Raw genomic sequence first — 14322 nt, 5'->3', positions numbered from 1 at the left:
GGACCACCGAATGATTGACGACCTGAGCACCGTCGATCCCCCGGCCCCGCTGCCCGCCGCCGAGGGCCTGTTCAGCGTGTCGCCGGGCGCCGCGCACCTGAACCACGGCTCGTACGGCGCCGTGCCCGTCCCGGTGCAGCGGGTGCAGGAACGGCTGCGTGCCGAGCACGAGTTGGACCCGGACGGCTTCTTCGCCGACCTGCCGGACCGGATCGCCGGGGCCCGGGTGCGGATCGCCGCCGAGCTGACCACCGACCCGGAGCGGCTGGCGCTGGTCGCCAACGTCACCGAGGCGGTCGCGATCGCCCTGGACAGCACCCCCCTCGCCCCCGGCGACCGGATCCTGGTCACCGACCACGGCTACGGCGCGGTCAACCAGGCCGCGGCCCGCAAGGCCGCCGAGTCCGGAGCCGAGCTGGTGGTGGCCGAAGTCCCGCTGGACACCCCGGACGAGGAGGCCGTCCGGGAGGCGGTGCTCGCCGCCGTGGACGACCGCACCACCGTGGCGGTCCTGGACCGGATCACCTCGCTCACCGCCCGTGCGGTGGCCTCCCCGGAGCTCGTCGCCGAGCTGCGCGGGCGCGGGGTGACCACCGTGGTGGACGGTGCCCACGCGCCCGGCATGCTGCCCGCCCCGGTCGACCCGAACGCCGACTTCTGGTTCGGCAACCTGCACAAGTGGGCCTTCGCCCCGCGCGCCACCGGCGTGCTGGCCGTCCGCCCCGAGTGGACCGCCCGGGTGCGCCCGCTCGCACTGTCCTGGGAGCACCACCGGGGCTTCCCGGCCAACGTCGAGTGGCGCGGCACCTGCGACTACACGCCCTGGCTGGCCGCCCCGACCGGCTTCGTGCTGTTGGGCGAACTCGGCCGCCGGGCGGTGGCCGCGCACAACACCGCCCTCGCCGCGTACGGCCAGCGGGTGCTGGTCGAACGGGCGGGCCTGCGGCCGCTGCCCGCGACGCCCGGGGTGTGGATGCGCACCGTACGACTGCCGGAGGGCCGGTTCGACACCGAGGCGGAGGCCCGGGCGCTGCTGGCCGAGCTGTGGCGCCGGCACGGCATCCGGGTCGCCGTCCGGCCGGGGCCCGACGGCGGAGTGCTGCGGGTCAGTGCCCAGCTGTACAACCGCGCGGCGGAGTACGAGCGGCTCGCGGACGCCCTGGTGGAGCTGTTCAAGGAGTAGCCGGTCGCGCCGCGGCGTGGCCGCCCGCCTCGGGGAACGGCTGGTCGCCGGCCGCCCGCAGCTCGGCCAGCAGCATGCTCCGGTCGGCGAGCAGCCCGGTGAGGATCCGCCGGGCTGCCCGCAGCAGGTCGGCGACGTCGCCGCCGGCCAACGCGTAGACCACCGTGCTGCCTTCGCGGGTGGCGGTGACGATGCCCGACCGGCGCAGCACCGCGAGCTGCTGCGACAGGCTGGAGGGTTCGACCTCCAGCTCGGCGAGCAGGCCGCGGACGGGCGTCGGTCCGTCCTGGAGCAACTCCAGCACCCGAATCCGGACGGGATGGCCGAGCATCCGGAAGAACTCGGCCTTGGCCTGGTAGAGCGCCACCGTCATTAGGCCCCCCTTCCCTGGTGTCGGTGGGCTCAGATCTCCAGCGCGAGTTCGATCCGCTTGAGCTGGTGGCGGGCCATCGCCAGGTTGCCGCGGTTGCGGTTGAGCGCGAGGAAGAGGAACAGGCCCCGGCCGCTGGGCGTCGTGATCGGCCGGACCATGTGGTACTGGTGGGTCAGCGTGATCAGGATGTCCTCGATCTCGTTGTCGTGCAGGTTGAGCATCTCCATCGCCCGCATCTTGGCGCGGACCACGTCGGTGTTCCCGGCGGCGGCGACGTTGAGGTCCAGCTCCCCGCCGTCGCCGAGGCTGCCGAGGGCCATGCCGCTGCCGTAGTCGACCAGGGCGACGCCGATCGCGCCGTCGATGCCCATGGCCTCCTTGAGGGACGTCTCCAGGTTCGCCATCTTCGCTGTCCTCCGGTGAGTTGGTGGCTGTGGCACACGAAGGTAGGGAGCAACGGCCGTACTCCACCGGGAATGACCGGAGACGTTCGAATCTAGCCGCACTTCGATCACTTGAAGACATTTGCAACTATGGATCTGAGAGAGAAGTGACCCCCGGGGTGATCTCGTCGCACGAAAAACGGTGCTATCGATGTCAGTCCTCCCGGGTAACCTCTCGCTGAGATGCGAGATCACACCAACCACACCCGGACGGCGATGAACACCCCCGATCCAGAGCCCCAGGACGACCAGGAGCTCAGCCCCGCCGAGGCGTACGCGGCCAGCCGTCGCCGGGCCAAGGAGCAGGCCACCGCCCTGTACGGCTTCCAGCGCCTGTACGACTTCCCGCTGGACGACTTCCAGCTGGAGGCCTGCGAGACGCTGGAGGCCGGATCGGGCGTCCTGGTCGCCGCCCCCACCGGCTCCGGGAAGACCATCGTCGGCGAGTTCGCCGTGCACCTGGCCCTCCAGGCGGGCCGCAAGTGCTTCTACACCACGCCGATCAAGGCGCTCTCCAACCAGAAGTACGGCGACCTGGTCAAGCGCTACGGCGCCGCCAAGGTCGGCCTGCTCACCGGCGACAACACCGTCAACGGCGACGCCCCCGTGGTGGTCATGACCACCGAGGTGCTGCGCAACATGCTCTACGCGGGCTCCAGCACCCTCGACGGCCTCGGCTACGTCGTGATGGACGAGGTGCACTACCTCGCCGACCGCTTCCGCGGCGCCGTCTGGGAGGAGGTCATCATCCACCTCCCCGAGTCGGTCACCCTCGTCTCGCTCTCCGCGACCGTCTCCAACGCCGAGGAGTTCGGCGACTGGCTGGACACCGTCCGCGGCGGCACCAAGGTGATCGTCTCCGAGACCCGCCCGGTGCCACTGTGGCAGCACGTAATGGCCGGCAACCGGATGTACGACCTGTTCGCCGACCCCGACCGGGACGGCCGCCCCAAGAACAACCTGAAGAACCCCGGCAAGGCCGTCAACCCCGAGCTGGTCCGACTCGCCCGCTCCGAGTTGGACCGCAACCCGCGCGACCGCTTCGGCCGCGGCCGGGGCCGCTCCATGCCCAACGGCCGCCCCGGCCGGGTCTGGACCCCGGGCCGGGTCGACGTCATCGACCGGCTCGACGCCGAGGGCCTGCTGCCCGCGATCACCTTCATCTTCAGCCGGGCCGGCTGCGAGGCCGCCGTCCAGCAGTGCCTCAGCTCCGGCCTGCGGCTCAACAAGGACTCCGAGCGCGCCCAGGTCCGGGCCGTCGTCGAGGAGCGCTGCGCCGACATCCCCGACGAGGACCTGCACGTCCTCGGCTACTTCGAGTGGCTGGACGGGCTGGAGCGCGGCATAGCCGCCCACCACGCCGGGATGCTGCCCCGGTTCAAGGAGGTCGTCGAGGAGCTTTTCGTGATGGGCCTGGTCAAGGCCGTCTTCGCGACCGAGACCCTGGCGCTCGGCATCAACATGCCCGCCCGCTCGGTGGTCATGGAGAAGCTGGTCAAGTGGAACGGCGAGACCCACGCCGACATCACCCCCGGCGAGTACACCCAGCTCACCGGCCGGGCCGGGCGGCGCGGCATCGACATCGAGGGCCATGCCGTGGTGCTCTGGCAGCGCGGCCTCGACCCGGAGGCGCTGGCCGGCCTGGCCGGCACCCGTACCTACCCGCTCAAGTCCTCGTTCCGGCCGTCGTACAACATGGCCGTCAACCTGGTCTCCCAGTTCGGTCGGCACCGCTCGCGCGAACTGCTGGAGACCTCCTTCGCCCAGTTCCAGGCCGACCGCTCGGTGGTCGGCATCGCCCGCCAGGTGCAGCGCAACGAGGAGGGCCTGGAGGGCTACCGCGAGTCGATGACCTGCCACCTCGGCGACTTCGACGAGTACATGGAGCTGCGCCGCCGGCTCAAGGACCGCGAGAACGAGCTCGCCCGCGAGGGCAGCAGCCAGCGCCGCGCGGCCGCCGTCGAGTCCATCGAGCAGCTCAAGCCCGGCGACGTCATCCACGTCCCCACCGGCAAGTTCGCAGGCCTCGCCCTGGTCCTCGACCCGGGCCTGCCGCCGGTCAACCGCTCCGGCCGGGGCGGCCCGCGCCACCCCGACTTCCAGGACGGCCCACGCCCGGTGGTGCTCACCGCCGAGCGGCAGGTCAAGCGGCTCGCGATGATCGACTTCCCGCACCCGGTCGTCGCGATCGAGCGCCTCCGGATCCCCAAGTCCTTCAACCCGCGCAGCCCGCAGTCCCGGCGCGACCTCGCCTCGGCGCTGCGCACCAAGGCCGGCCACCTGGAGCCCGAGCGGTTCCGGCGCGGCCGTGCGGCCGCCGCCGACGACCCGGAGATCACCCGGCTGCGCGCCGAACTGCGCCAGCACCCCTGCCACGGCTGCTCCGACCGCGAGGACCACGCCCGCTGGGCCGAGCGCTACCACCGGCTGCACCGTGACACCGAGCTGCTGGAACGCCGGATGCGCTCGCGCACCCACACCATCGCCCGCACCTTCGACCGGGTCTGCGGGCTGCTCACCGACCTCGGCTACCTGAGCGGCGACACCGTCACCGACGACGGCAAGCGGCTCGGCCGGCTCTACGGCGAACTCGACCTGCTCGCCTCCGAGTGCATCCGCGAGGGCGTCTGGAGCGGCCTGGCCGCCGCCGAGCTCGCAGCCTGCGCCTCGGCGTTGGTGTACGAGTCGCGCCAGGCCGACGACGCCGGCGCCCCCCGGGTGCCGGAGGGCGCCGCCAAGGACGCGCTCGGCAAGATGGTCCGGATCTGGGGTCACCTGGACGCCCTGGAGGAGCAGCACCGGATCAACACCGCCGAGGGCGTCGGCCAGCGCGAGCCCGACCTCGGCTTCGCCTGGGCCGCCTACCGCTGGGCGCTCGGCCACAGTCTGGACCAGGTGCTGCGCGACGCCGACATGCCGGCCGGCGACTTCGTCCGCTGGACCAAGCAACTGATCGACGTCCTCGGCCAGATCCAGGACGCGGCCGGCGAGGACGCCGAGCTGCGCAAGGCCGCCCGCAAGGCCGTCGACGGCCTGCGGCGCGGCATCATCGCCTACTCGTCCGTGGGTTAGCACGAGCAGGAGGGGCCCGCACGAGATCGCTCGTGCGGGCCCCTTGTCCGCTCAGCGGGTGGCCAGGGCCTCCAGGATGCGGTCCAGGGAGGTGCCGAGGCCCCAGCGGGCGGAGAGGTGTTCGAGGGTCATCGGGTCCAGCGGCTCGCGGGGGAGGGCCGGGTCGAAGTCGGGCAGCGGGGCGTCCTGAGCTACCCGGACGACGGTGGGGGCGACGTCCAGGTAGGCGGCGCCCTCGACGATGTTGCGGCGGCGGGCGGGGGTGAGCCTGGATCCCATGTCGAGGGCGGCGGCGCGGATGGCCGCGAGGTCGCCGTACTCGTTGACCAGCTGGGCGGCGGTCTTCTCGCCGATGCCTTTGACCCCGGGCAGGCCGTCGGACGGGTCGCCGCGCAGCGCCGCCATGTCGGCGTACTGTGCGCCGCGGACGCCGTACTTCTCCAGCAGCAGGGCGTCGTCGGTGACCTGCAGGTTGCCCATGCCCTTGACGGGGTAGAGCACGGTGATCTGCCGGGCGTCGTCCACGAGTTGGAACAGGTCGCGGTCGCCGGTGACGATCTGCACCGGGCCCTTGGCGCGGGCGGTGAGGGTGCCGATCACGTCGTCCGCCTCGTAGCCGGGCGAGCCGACCCGGGCGATGCCCAGCGCGTCGAGCACCTGCTCGATCACCGGGACCTGCGGGGCCAGCGTGTCCGGCACGTCCTCCTCGCCGTCCTCGGCGGCCTCGGCGACCCGGTGGGTCTTGTACGAGGGGACGAGGTCCACCCGCCACTGGGGGCGCCAGTCGGCGTCCATGCAGGCGACGAGTTCGTCGGGGCGGTGGTCCTGGACCAGCCGGGCGATGAAGTCCAGCAGGCCGCGGACGGCGTTGACCGGCTCACCCTGCGGCGAGCGCAGGGTGTCCGGTACGCCGAAGTAGGCCCGGAAGTACAGGCTGGCGGAATCGAGCAGCATCAGTCGCGGTGCGGTCACGCCTCAGAATCATGCCGTACGGGGTGGCGGACAGCTGGTTCTCAGTGCTCGTGGGGGCCGGCGCGGTGCACCGGGCCGTGGGCGTCGGCGCAGTGTTCGGCGGCCGAATCGCCCGGGGCGGTGATCTGCAGCAGCGCGCCCGCCTCGTCCTCGCCGACGTGGTCGACCTGGAGCGTGCTGTGGGTGATGCCGTACTCCTCGGCCAGCCGGCGCTGCAGTGAGCGCCGGACGGCGTGGCAGTCGCCGCCGGGGGTGACCAGGATGTGGGCGGACAGGGCCGGCTGGTTGGAGGTGATCTCCCAGATGTGCAGGTCGTGGATCTCCTCGACCAGCGGCTCGGTGACCAGCCGGTCGGCCACCGTGTCCGGGTCGATCCCGGCCGGGGCGGCCTCCAGGAAGATCCGCCCGGAGTCGCGGACCAGCCCGGTGCCCGCCTTGAGCATCAGCGCGACCACGATCAGCGAGGCGATCGCGTCGGCCCGGGCGAAGCCGGTGGTCAGCATGACCGCGCCGGCGACGGCGGTGGCGATGAAGGCGTAGAGGTCGGTCAGCACGTGCTGGAAGGCGCCCTCGACGTTCAGCGAGCTGCGGTTGGCCTTCGACATGCACCAGGCGGCGGCCAGGTTGACCACGATCCCGATCAGCGCGGTGACCAGCACCAGCGAGCCGGTGACTTCGGGCGGTTCGATCAGCCGGGTGATCGCCTCGTAGGACAGCCAGGCCGAGAGCACCAGCAGGGTCACGCCGTTGGCCTGTGCGGAGAGGATCTCGGCGCGCTTGAGCCCGTAGGTGTAGCCGCCGCGGGCCGGGCGGGCGGCGAGCCGCATCGCGACCAGGGCCAGCACGATCGAGGCGGCGTCGGTGAGCATGTGCGCCGCGTCGGAGATCAGGGCCAGCGACTGGGCGGCGAAGCCGACCGCGACCTCGCCGACCATGAAGACGACGATCAGAGCGAGGGCGCTGACCAGCCAGCGGTGGTCGGCGTCGGCGGCGACACCGTGCGAGTGGCCGCCGTGGCCCCCGTGTCCGTGGCCGTGCGAGTGCTGGTGGTCATGCACATGATCATCGTGGGAATGCTCGTGCCGGGCCATCGAAGTCCTCTCCGGGCGCACGCGTGGTCGGTGACGGGGTGCGATCGCCCCGCACTCGAAGTGAACCGCAGAATCGACAAAGATCCAAAGGCTGTACTGGTGACCGTTGTCGTTGCCGGTCGGATGTTCCGCATCGGCACCCTCGGCGACCGGATTGCCGGCGACATAGGCCCAGGTCGGGGCCGCGGTCCGGGGGTCACCTGAACGGGTGAGGCGCGCTTGCGCGGCCACGCGCCGGTCCGCGACGACCACGGCCGGTGAAGATCGCTACCGCGGAATCGCTCCGCTGGCTCTCCGAACTCGAAGCGACCGCCGGAGAACTGATGAATCGCCATCCATCCCGCGAGTGGTTCCCGCACCAGTGCGTCCCCTGGACCCTCGGCCGGGACTTCGACGGCCCGCTCGGCCGCGCCGCCCGCCCGCCCTGGCCCCCACCCCCTGCCGCTGTCTCCTGGCTGTCGCTTCGGTGCCGTCGAAGCGGCGACGTCGCTGATCGAGAAGGCCGGGCCCGCGCTCCCCGCGCAGGCCCGGCCCTGATTCGGTCTATTCGTGGGGGAGCAATTCGCAAGGCCCTCAAGGAACTCACCGACGCCGGCTTCTACCGCGTCGAGACGATCCGCATGTCCGACGGCACCGTTCGCACTGAGAACGACGTCTACGACACCCCGTGGCTGAGAGCACCGGTTGCCACCCGTCCGGCGTCCGGTGAACCGGCCGCCGGACGCGCAGACCTCCCTGTAGTAAAGAAACCGGACCAGGAAACCTCCCTCCGTCGTGGCGCCGGGATCGTGGCGGTGTCGGTGTAGTTCATTGGTGGGACCGTCTCAGTCGGGTTCTCCGGGCACCTCTCCGGAGAACCACCAGAATCCCGAGGCCGCTGCTTTGAGATAAGGCCAGCGCGTGTACCCACGGTGGGTAAACTTGCGGTCAGTTATCTCAAGTGACACTGAGCGATGATCCTTCTGCTGCTGGGGGGCCGGTCGTGAGTGAGTCAATGGCGTCACCCGGGCTTCCGCGTCGACTGTTCGCGGACCCCGAGATGAGGGCTGCCTGCGCGGATCGTGACTTCGCGCGGATCTCCAACTTGCCAAGCGCAGAGGGGGGTTCCACCCTTCACGCATCGCCCGAGCGTGTGAGCTGACGCCCAGCAGGGTGGGAGAGGTGATGAAGGGACGGCCGAAGATCACCAACATGGCCGTCATCGAGCGCATCGCGGATGGCTTACGGATCCCCGGCCACATGCTCGGTCTGGCAGACCGTAGCTGGGAACGGCCACCCGGCTCTTACGAAGGGGCACCCGTGGCGGTTGACCCTGTGCGTACTTCGCGGTCGGTCAGGGATGCGCCAACAGGGGGCGACTTGGATGACGTCCGGCGATCGCGGCCGGATCCAGGGTCAGGCCAAATGTCCTTCGCTCCCTTCAGGTGTCCATCGAGGACTCGCGCCGGCTGCGTTCACCCCAGCGCCACCGCGTCCAGCGCCACCGCATCCAACGAAGCCGCGGTGGCGGCCCGCACCAGGCCCCGCATCACCCGCAGATCGTCCCCCTGCTCCGGATGCCACTGCACCCCCACCGTGAACCCCGGCCCCTCCACCGCCTCCACCGTCCCGTCCGGCGCGAGCGCGCTCACCCGCAGGCCCGCGCCCAGCCGGTCCACCGCCTGGTGGTGGAAGGTCGGCACCTCCAACTCGCTCTCCGGCAGCAGCCCGCCCAGCAGCGTCCCCGGCACCGGCCGCACCAGGTGCGAGCTGTAGACCCCCGGCGACCCGCCGTGCACGTCCACCGCGACCACGTCCGGCAGGTGCTGCACCAGCGTCCCGCCGCAGACGACGTTCAGCACCTGCATGCCCCGGCAGATTCCCAGCACCGGCATCCCCGCCGCCAGCGCGCCCCGCAGCAGTGCGACCTCCCAGGCGTCCCGCTCCGGCGAGTCCACCTCCGTCAACGGGTGCGCCGGCTCGCCGTAGTACGCCGGGTCGATGTCCGGCCCGCCGGCGATCACCAGGGCGTCCAGCCGGGCGAGCACCTCGGGGCCGCGTTCGGGGGCGTCGGGCGGCAGCAGGACGGCGATCCCGCCGGAGTTCTGGACGTACGCGGTGTACCGCTCGGGTACCAGGGCGACCCGGCGGCCCCGCCAGTCGCTCCAACTAGCGTCCACCAGGTAGGTGCTGACACCGATCAAAGGCCTGCGATCCATGGCGCGCATTCTCCTCCCGTAGCGCCTGATCCCTCGTCAATCACGCACATCGGCGCGCCACACCCGCCCGCCCTCTTCCGCCCCGCGAGCCGCAGGCCGTACGGTTCGCTGTGACTGCCTGAACTCGAAGAGTGATCGATGGGGAGGGTTCCGCCATGCCCGAGAACGCCGCCGCGGGCTCACCGCCCCGGCCGCCGCTGACCCTGGACGAGCTGCGCGCCCTGGTGGACGCCGGCGAGGTGCACACCGTCGCGCTGTCGTTCACCGACATGCAGGGCCGGCTGCAGGGCAAGCGCTTCGCCGCCCGGTTCTTCCTCGACGAGGTCGCCGAGAAGGGCGCCGAGGCCTGCGACTACCTGCTGGCCGTGGACGTGGACCTGAACACCGTGGCCGGGTACGCCTTCTCCTCCTGGGCCACCGGCTACGGCGACTTCGCGATGCGCCCCGACCTCGGCACCCTGCGGCTGACCCCGTGGCAGCCCGGCACCGCCCAGGTCACCGCCGACCTGGCCCGGCACGGCGGCCACCCGGTGGACGCCGCCCCGCGCCAGCTGCTGCGCCGCCAGATCGCCCGGCTCGCCGAGTACGGCCTGGCCGCCGACATCGGCACCGAACTGGAGTTCCTGGTGTTCCGCGACACCTACGAACAGGCCTGGCTCGGCGGCTACCGCGGCCTGACCCCGGCGAACCTCTACAACGTGGACTACTCGATGCTGGGCACCGCCCGGGTCGAGCCGCTGCTGTCCCGGATCCGCAACGAGATGGCCGGCGCCGGGCTGACCGTCGAGTCCGCCAAGGGCGAGTGCAACCTCGGCCAGCACGAGATCGCCTTCCGCTACGCCGACGCCCTCACCACCTGCGACCAGCACAGCGTCTACAAGACCGGAGCCAAGGAGATCGCCGCCCAACAGGGCTGCGCGCTCACCTTCATGGCCAAGTACGACGAGCGCGAGGGCAACAGCTGCCACATCCACCTGTCCCTGCGCGACGCGGTGGGCGCCCCCGCCTTCGCCGACCGGGACGGCCGGATGACCGACACCATGCGGCACTTCCTGGCCGGACAGCTGCTCGCCCTGCGCGAGTTCAGCCTGCTGTACGCGCCGAACATCAACTCCTACAAGCGCTACCGCCCCGGCTCCTTCGCCCCGACCGCCGTCGCCTGGGGCCGGGACAACCGCACCTGCGCCTACCGGGTGGTCGGTCACGGCCCGGGGCTGCGGATGGAGAACCGGGTGCCCGGCGGTGACGTGAACCCGTACCTCGCGGTGTCCGGCATGATCGCGGCCGGCCTGCACGGCCTGCAGCGCAAGCTCGACCTGCCCGCGCCCTGCCTGGGCAACGCCTACGCGGTGGAGGAGTACGCCCGGGTGCCCGGATCGCTGCGCGAGGCCGCCGGGTTGTGGGCGGAGAGCGAACTGGCCCGGACGGCCTTCGGCGACGACGTGGTCGAGCACTACCTGAACATGGCCCGGGTCGAGCAGGCCGCCTACGACGGGGCCGTCACCGACTGGGAACGCTACCGATCCTTCGAACGGATGTGAGCCGTGACCGATCCGACCAGCAGCACCGTCCGCAACCCCGCCACCGGCGAGGTGCTCGCCACCGTCCCGGACACCACCGCCGAGCAGCTGGACACGGCAGTCCAACGGGCGGTGAAGGCCCAGGCGGGCTGGGTGGCGCTGGCACCCGGTGAACGTGCCCGGCTGCTGCGCCGGTTCGCCGACCAGGTCGAGGTGCACATCCCGGAACTGGCCGCCCTGGAGGTCGGTGAGGCCGGGCACACCGTGGGCAACGCCCGCTGGGAGGCCGGCAACGTCCGCGATCTGCTGGAGTACGCCGCCGGGGGAGTGGAGCGCCTGACCGGGCATCAGATCCCCGTTCCCGGCGGCCTGGACGTCACCTTCCACGAACCGGTCGGCGTGGTCGGGGTGATCGCCCCCTGGAACTTCCCGATGCCGATCGCCGCCTGGGGCTTCGCCCCCGCCCTCGCGGCCGGCAACGCCGTGCTGCTCAAGCCCGCCGAGGCGACCCCGCTGACGGCGCTGCGCCTGGCCGAACTCGCCCTGGCGGCGGGCCTGCCCGAGGGCCTGTTCCAGATCGTCCCGGGCGCCGGCGGCACCACCGGGCGGGCCCTGGTCGACCATCCGGCCGTCCGCAAGATCGTCTTCACCGGCTCCACCGTGGTCGGCAAGGAGGTCGCCGCCCGCTGCGCAGCCCGCGCCAAGAGGGTCACCCTGGAACTCGGCGGCAAGAGCCCCAACATCGTCTTCGCCGACGCCGACCTGGCCCGCGCCGCCGACCCGATGTCCTTCGCCGACAACAGCGGCCAGGACTGCTGCGCCCGCAGCCGCATCCTGGTCCAGCGCGAGGTGTACGAGGACTTCCTCGCCCTGCTGCTGCCCGCCGTCGAGGCGCTGCGCACCGGCGACCCGAACGACCCGGAGACCCGGCTCGGCCCGCTGATCTCGGCCGCGCAGGTCCGCCGGGTCGCCTCCTACGTCACCCCCGAACTGCCGGTCCTGGCCCGCGGATCCGTGCCGGACGGCCCCGGCTACTGGTACCCGCCGACCGTGCTCGCCCCCGCCGGCCCCGAGGTCCCGGCGGTCACCGAGGAGATCTTCGGCCCGGTCGCCGCCGTGCTGCCGTTCACCGACGAGGCCGACGCGCTGCGCCTGGCCAACGCCACCCGCTACGGCCTGTCCGGCTCGATCTGGACCAGGGACATCGGCCGGGCGCTGCGCCTGGCCCGGGGCGTGCAGGCGGGCAACCTGTCGGTCAACTCGCACTCTTCGGTGCGCTATTGGACGCCCTTCGGGGGATTCGGCGAGTCCGGGGTGGGCCGCGAGCTGGGACCGGACGCGCTGCGCCACTTCACCGAGACCAAGAACGTCTTCATCCACAGCGAGGAGTAGGAGCCCGATGACCGAGAAGCACGGGAAGGACGAGATGGTCTGCCGCCGTCTGGTCGGCCGTACCGCCGTGGTCACCGGCGCGGGCAGCGGGATCGGCCTGGCAGCCGCCCGCCGGCTCGCCTCCGAGGGCGCCAAGGTGGTCTGCGCGGACCTGGACGAGGAGACCGGGCGGGCGGCCGCCAAGGAGGTCGGCGGGCTGTTCGTGCACACCGACGTCACCGACCCGTACATGGTCGAGGCGCTGTTCGACGAGGCGTACGAGACCTACGGCAGCGTGGACGTCGCGTTCAACAACGCTGGTATCTCGCCGCCGGAGGACGACTCCATCCTGACCACCGGCCTGGACGCCTGGCGCAGGGTCCAGGAGGTCAACCTGACCTCGGTCTACCTGTGCTGCAAGGCAGCGCTGCCGTACATGCGCCGGCACGGGCGGGGCTCGATCATCAACACCGCCAGCTTCGTGGCCCGGATGGGCGCGGCCACCTCGCAGATCTCCTACACCGCCTCCAAGGGCGGGGTACTGGCGATGTCCCGAGAGTTGGGCGTGCAGTTCGCCCGGGAGGGGATCCGGGTGAACGCGCTCTCGCCCGGGCCGGTGGACACCCCGCTGCTGCGCGAGCTGTTCGCCGAGGACCCGGAGCGGGCGGCCCGCCGGCTGGTGCACATCCCGCTCGGCCGCTTCGCCCGTGCCGAGGAGATCGCCGCCGCGGTGGCCTTCCTGGCCAGCGACGACTCCTCGTTCATCACCGCGAGCGAGTTCCTGGTGGACGGCGGCATCGCCGGGGCGTACGTCACCCCGCTGTAGGCCCGTGGGACCCTCGGTGCGCCGGGCCGCGGCCGCGTTGTGGGCTTCTCACCGTAATCTCATCGAAAACCGCGGGAATTCGCGGCTGCGCTGATTTCGCGTTTATCCGGCTCCCTTTAGATTCTCTGTTGTGAGTGAGCAGATTCCCGCCGGGTGGTACCCGGACCCGAAGGACACCACCAGCGACCCGAGGCCGCAGCGCTGGTGGGACGGCAGGGGCTGGACGGCAGACACCCGCCCCGCGCCCTCGAACGCCCCGCAGCCGGAGGCCCCGGCCGCAGCGGCTCCGGGGCCGGGAACGGCGGAGCAGCCCACGGTGCTGGAGGGCGAGGTCCTGGAGAGCGGCCCGACGGTCCGCTACCCGGAGCCGCCGCCCTTCGGCGCGGCCTACGGCTCCTTCGGCGAGCCCGCCAAGCCGCCGCGCAAGGCCTGGCGCAAGCCCTCCAGGCTCGTGGTGGCGACCGCCGTCGCCGCCCTGCTCGGCCTGGGCGCCGGCTCGGGGATCACCTACCTCGCGATGGACGGCCACGACAAGGACCGCACCCAGCCCAGCGCCCGTCAGCTGCCGGTGCCCAACGACGACGGCGGGCCGCTCGGCGGCCTCCCGGGCCTCGGCGGCGGCAAGGGCAGCGGCGGGAAGTCCAGGCCCGGCGCCGGGAAGGCGATCGACCTGGTGAACAAGCTCACCATGCCGGTGCCCTCCGGTTGGCAGGCCGGCCACACCAAGGGCGGCTTCGCCGAGATCACCGTCGGCTCGTACACCTGCGGCACCGGCGAGTGCAGCCTCGGCGGGGTGACCACCGGTCGGATCGACGGCGGCGGCACCGACGCCCAGGCGGCGGCCAAGGCGGACATCGAGAAGGCCGCCAAGGAGTCCTACGGCGACATCACCGGTCACCAGGAGCTCAAGTCCGAGGCCGTGAAGGTCAACGGGCAGGACGGCTACCTGGTCCGCTGGAAGGTGGACGCGACCAAGGGCAACAACGGCTACGTGGAGACGGTGGTCTTCCCGTCCACCGACGGCAAGGCGCTGGTCTCGGTGCACTTCGGCTTCGACATCGCGGACAAGGCGCCGGACGTCGCGGTGATGGACACCATCGTCAAGGGCATCGCCGACTACAAGGGCAAGATCCCGAGCATCCCCGGCCTCCCGGGGATGCCGGGCGGCGGCAGCGGCCCAGACGGTTCGGGTTCCCCCGACGGCTCAGGGACCTCGACCACCTGAGCCCCCGCTCCTCACACCGCGGCGGCCCACCCGGGAGGAATCCCTCCG

Annotated in this window: 12 protein-coding genes; 7 read left to right on the top strand and 5 right to left on the bottom strand. The window is 71.9% G+C overall.

What is annotated here, in order from left to right:
* Positions 1–10: 10 nt before the first annotated feature.
* Complete coding sequence (locus ACWC9T_RS15935; RefSeq protein ID WP_449821648.1) at positions 11–1183, top strand: aminotransferase class V-fold PLP-dependent enzyme; 1173 nt, start codon at positions 11–13, stop codon at positions 1181–1183.
* On the opposite strand, the gene ACWC9T_RS15930 is transcribed toward ACWC9T_RS15935, so the two are convergent.
* Both ACWC9T_RS15930 and ACWC9T_RS15925 read right to left on the bottom strand, forming a co-directional pair.
* Entirely contained in the window at positions 1173–1556 is a 384-nt protein-coding gene (locus tag ACWC9T_RS15930; RefSeq protein WP_449821647.1) for an ArsR/SmtB family transcription factor, read from the bottom strand. The genes ACWC9T_RS15935 and ACWC9T_RS15930 overlap by 11 nt on opposite strands.
* 29 nt (positions 1557–1585) lie before the next feature.
* A complete protein-coding gene (locus ACWC9T_RS15925; RefSeq protein ID WP_396249443.1) occupies positions 1586–1960 on the bottom strand; it encodes a hypothetical protein in 375 nt (124 codons plus the stop codon).
* Positions 1961–2215: 255 nt separating this feature from the next.
* On the opposite strand from ACWC9T_RS15925, the gene ACWC9T_RS15920 reads away from it, so the two are divergent.
* Positions 2216–5071, top strand: a complete 2856-nt coding sequence (locus tag ACWC9T_RS15920; protein WP_449821706.1) for a DEAD/DEAH box helicase — start codon at positions 2216–2218, stop codon at positions 5069–5071.
* Positions 5072–5122: 51 nt separating this feature from the next.
* Here ACWC9T_RS15920 and ACWC9T_RS15915 read toward each other — a convergent pair whose 3' ends face one another.
* Together ACWC9T_RS15915 and ACWC9T_RS15910 are read right to left on the bottom strand one after the other, a co-directional pair.
* On the bottom strand, positions 5123–6025 hold the full coding sequence (locus ACWC9T_RS15915; protein WP_449821705.1) for a 5'-3' exonuclease: 903 nt from the start codon (positions 6023–6025) through the stop codon (positions 5123–5125).
* A 59-nt stretch (positions 6026–6084) separates the two neighbouring features.
* On the bottom strand, positions 6085–7134 hold the full coding sequence (locus tag ACWC9T_RS15910) for a cation diffusion facilitator family transporter (protein ID WP_449821646.1): 1050 nt from the start codon (positions 7132–7134) through the stop codon (positions 6085–6087).
* 257 nt (positions 7135–7391) lie between these two features.
* Here ACWC9T_RS15910 and ACWC9T_RS15905 point away from each other — a divergent pair, with 257 nt between their 5' ends.
* The gene (locus tag ACWC9T_RS15905; RefSeq protein WP_449821645.1) at positions 7392–7940 is read left to right on the top strand and encodes a hypothetical protein; all 549 of its coding nucleotides are present in this window, start codon (positions 7392–7394) and stop codon (positions 7938–7940) included.
* Positions 7941–8588: 648 nt separating this feature from the next.
* On the opposite strand, the gene ACWC9T_RS15900 is transcribed toward ACWC9T_RS15905, so the two are convergent.
* Positions 8589–9332: a gamma-glutamyl-gamma-aminobutyrate hydrolase family protein gene (locus ACWC9T_RS15900; protein WP_449821644.1), complete on the bottom strand. Its 744-nt coding sequence runs from the start codon at positions 9330–9332 to the stop codon at positions 8589–8591.
* A gap of 155 nt (positions 9333–9487) precedes the next feature.
* Between ACWC9T_RS15900 and ACWC9T_RS15895 the strand changes: the two genes are divergently transcribed.
* The 4 genes from ACWC9T_RS15895 to ACWC9T_RS15880 all read left to right on the top strand — a co-directional run bounded on the left by ACWC9T_RS15895 (position 9488) and on the right by ACWC9T_RS15880 (position 14274).
* The gene (locus ACWC9T_RS15895) at positions 9488–10873 is read left to right on the top strand and encodes a glutamine synthetase family protein (RefSeq protein WP_449821643.1); all 1386 of its coding nucleotides are present in this window, start codon (positions 9488–9490) and stop codon (positions 10871–10873) included.
* Positions 10874–10876: 3 nt separating this feature from the next.
* Positions 10877–12244, top strand: a complete 1368-nt coding sequence (locus ACWC9T_RS15890) for an aldehyde dehydrogenase family protein (RefSeq protein WP_449821642.1) — start codon at positions 10877–10879, stop codon at positions 12242–12244.
* Positions 12245–12251: 7 nt separating this feature from the next.
* Positions 12252–13049 (top strand): 3-oxoacyl-ACP reductase, encoded by a 798-nt coding sequence (locus tag ACWC9T_RS15885; RefSeq protein WP_449821641.1) that lies wholly within the window; start codon positions 12252–12254, stop codon positions 13047–13049.
* A gap of 130 nt (positions 13050–13179) precedes the next feature.
* Positions 13180–14274: a DUF2510 domain-containing protein gene (locus tag ACWC9T_RS15880; protein WP_449821640.1), complete on the top strand. Its 1095-nt coding sequence runs from the start codon at positions 13180–13182 to the stop codon at positions 14272–14274.
* The last annotated feature ends 48 nt before the right edge of the window (positions 14275–14322 follow it).

Source organism: Kitasatospora sp. NPDC001159, assembly GCF_053598235.1.
The sequence above is the reverse complement of the archived record's forward strand: the minus strand, read 5'-3'. Positions and strand labels throughout refer to the sequence as shown.

What these genes read in the sequence shown, in the direction of transcription:
- ACWC9T_RS15935 (WP_449821648.1), top strand. Translation starts at nt 11, where the DNA reads ATGATTGACGACCTGAGCACCGTCGATCCCCCGGCCCCGCTGCCCGCC.
- ACWC9T_RS15900 (WP_449821644.1), bottom strand. Translation starts at nt 9,332, where the DNA reads ATGGATCGCAGGCCTTTGATCGGTGTCAGCACCTACCTGGTGGACGCT.
- ACWC9T_RS15920 (WP_449821706.1), top strand. Translation starts at nt 2,216, where the DNA reads ATGAACACCCCCGATCCAGAGCCCCAGGACGACCAGGAGCTCAGCCCC.
- ACWC9T_RS15895 (WP_449821643.1), top strand. Translation starts at nt 9,488, where the DNA reads ATGCCCGAGAACGCCGCCGCGGGCTCACCGCCCCGGCCGCCGCTGACC.
- ACWC9T_RS15925 (WP_396249443.1), bottom strand. Translation starts at nt 1,960, where the DNA reads ATGGCGAACCTGGAGACGTCCCTCAAGGAGGCCATGGGCATCGACGGC.
- ACWC9T_RS15885 (WP_449821641.1), top strand. Translation starts at nt 12,252, where the DNA reads ATGACCGAGAAGCACGGGAAGGACGAGATGGTCTGCCGCCGTCTGGTC.
- ACWC9T_RS15910 (WP_449821646.1), bottom strand. Translation starts at nt 7,134, where the DNA reads ATGGCCCGGCACGAGCATTCCCACGATGATCATGTGCATGACCACCAG.
- ACWC9T_RS15930 (WP_449821647.1), bottom strand. Translation starts at nt 1,556, where the DNA reads ATGACGGTGGCGCTCTACCAGGCCAAGGCCGAGTTCTTCCGGATGCTC.
- ACWC9T_RS15915 (WP_449821705.1), bottom strand. Translation starts at nt 6,025, where the DNA reads ATGCTGCTCGATTCCGCCAGCCTGTACTTCCGGGCCTACTTCGGCGTA.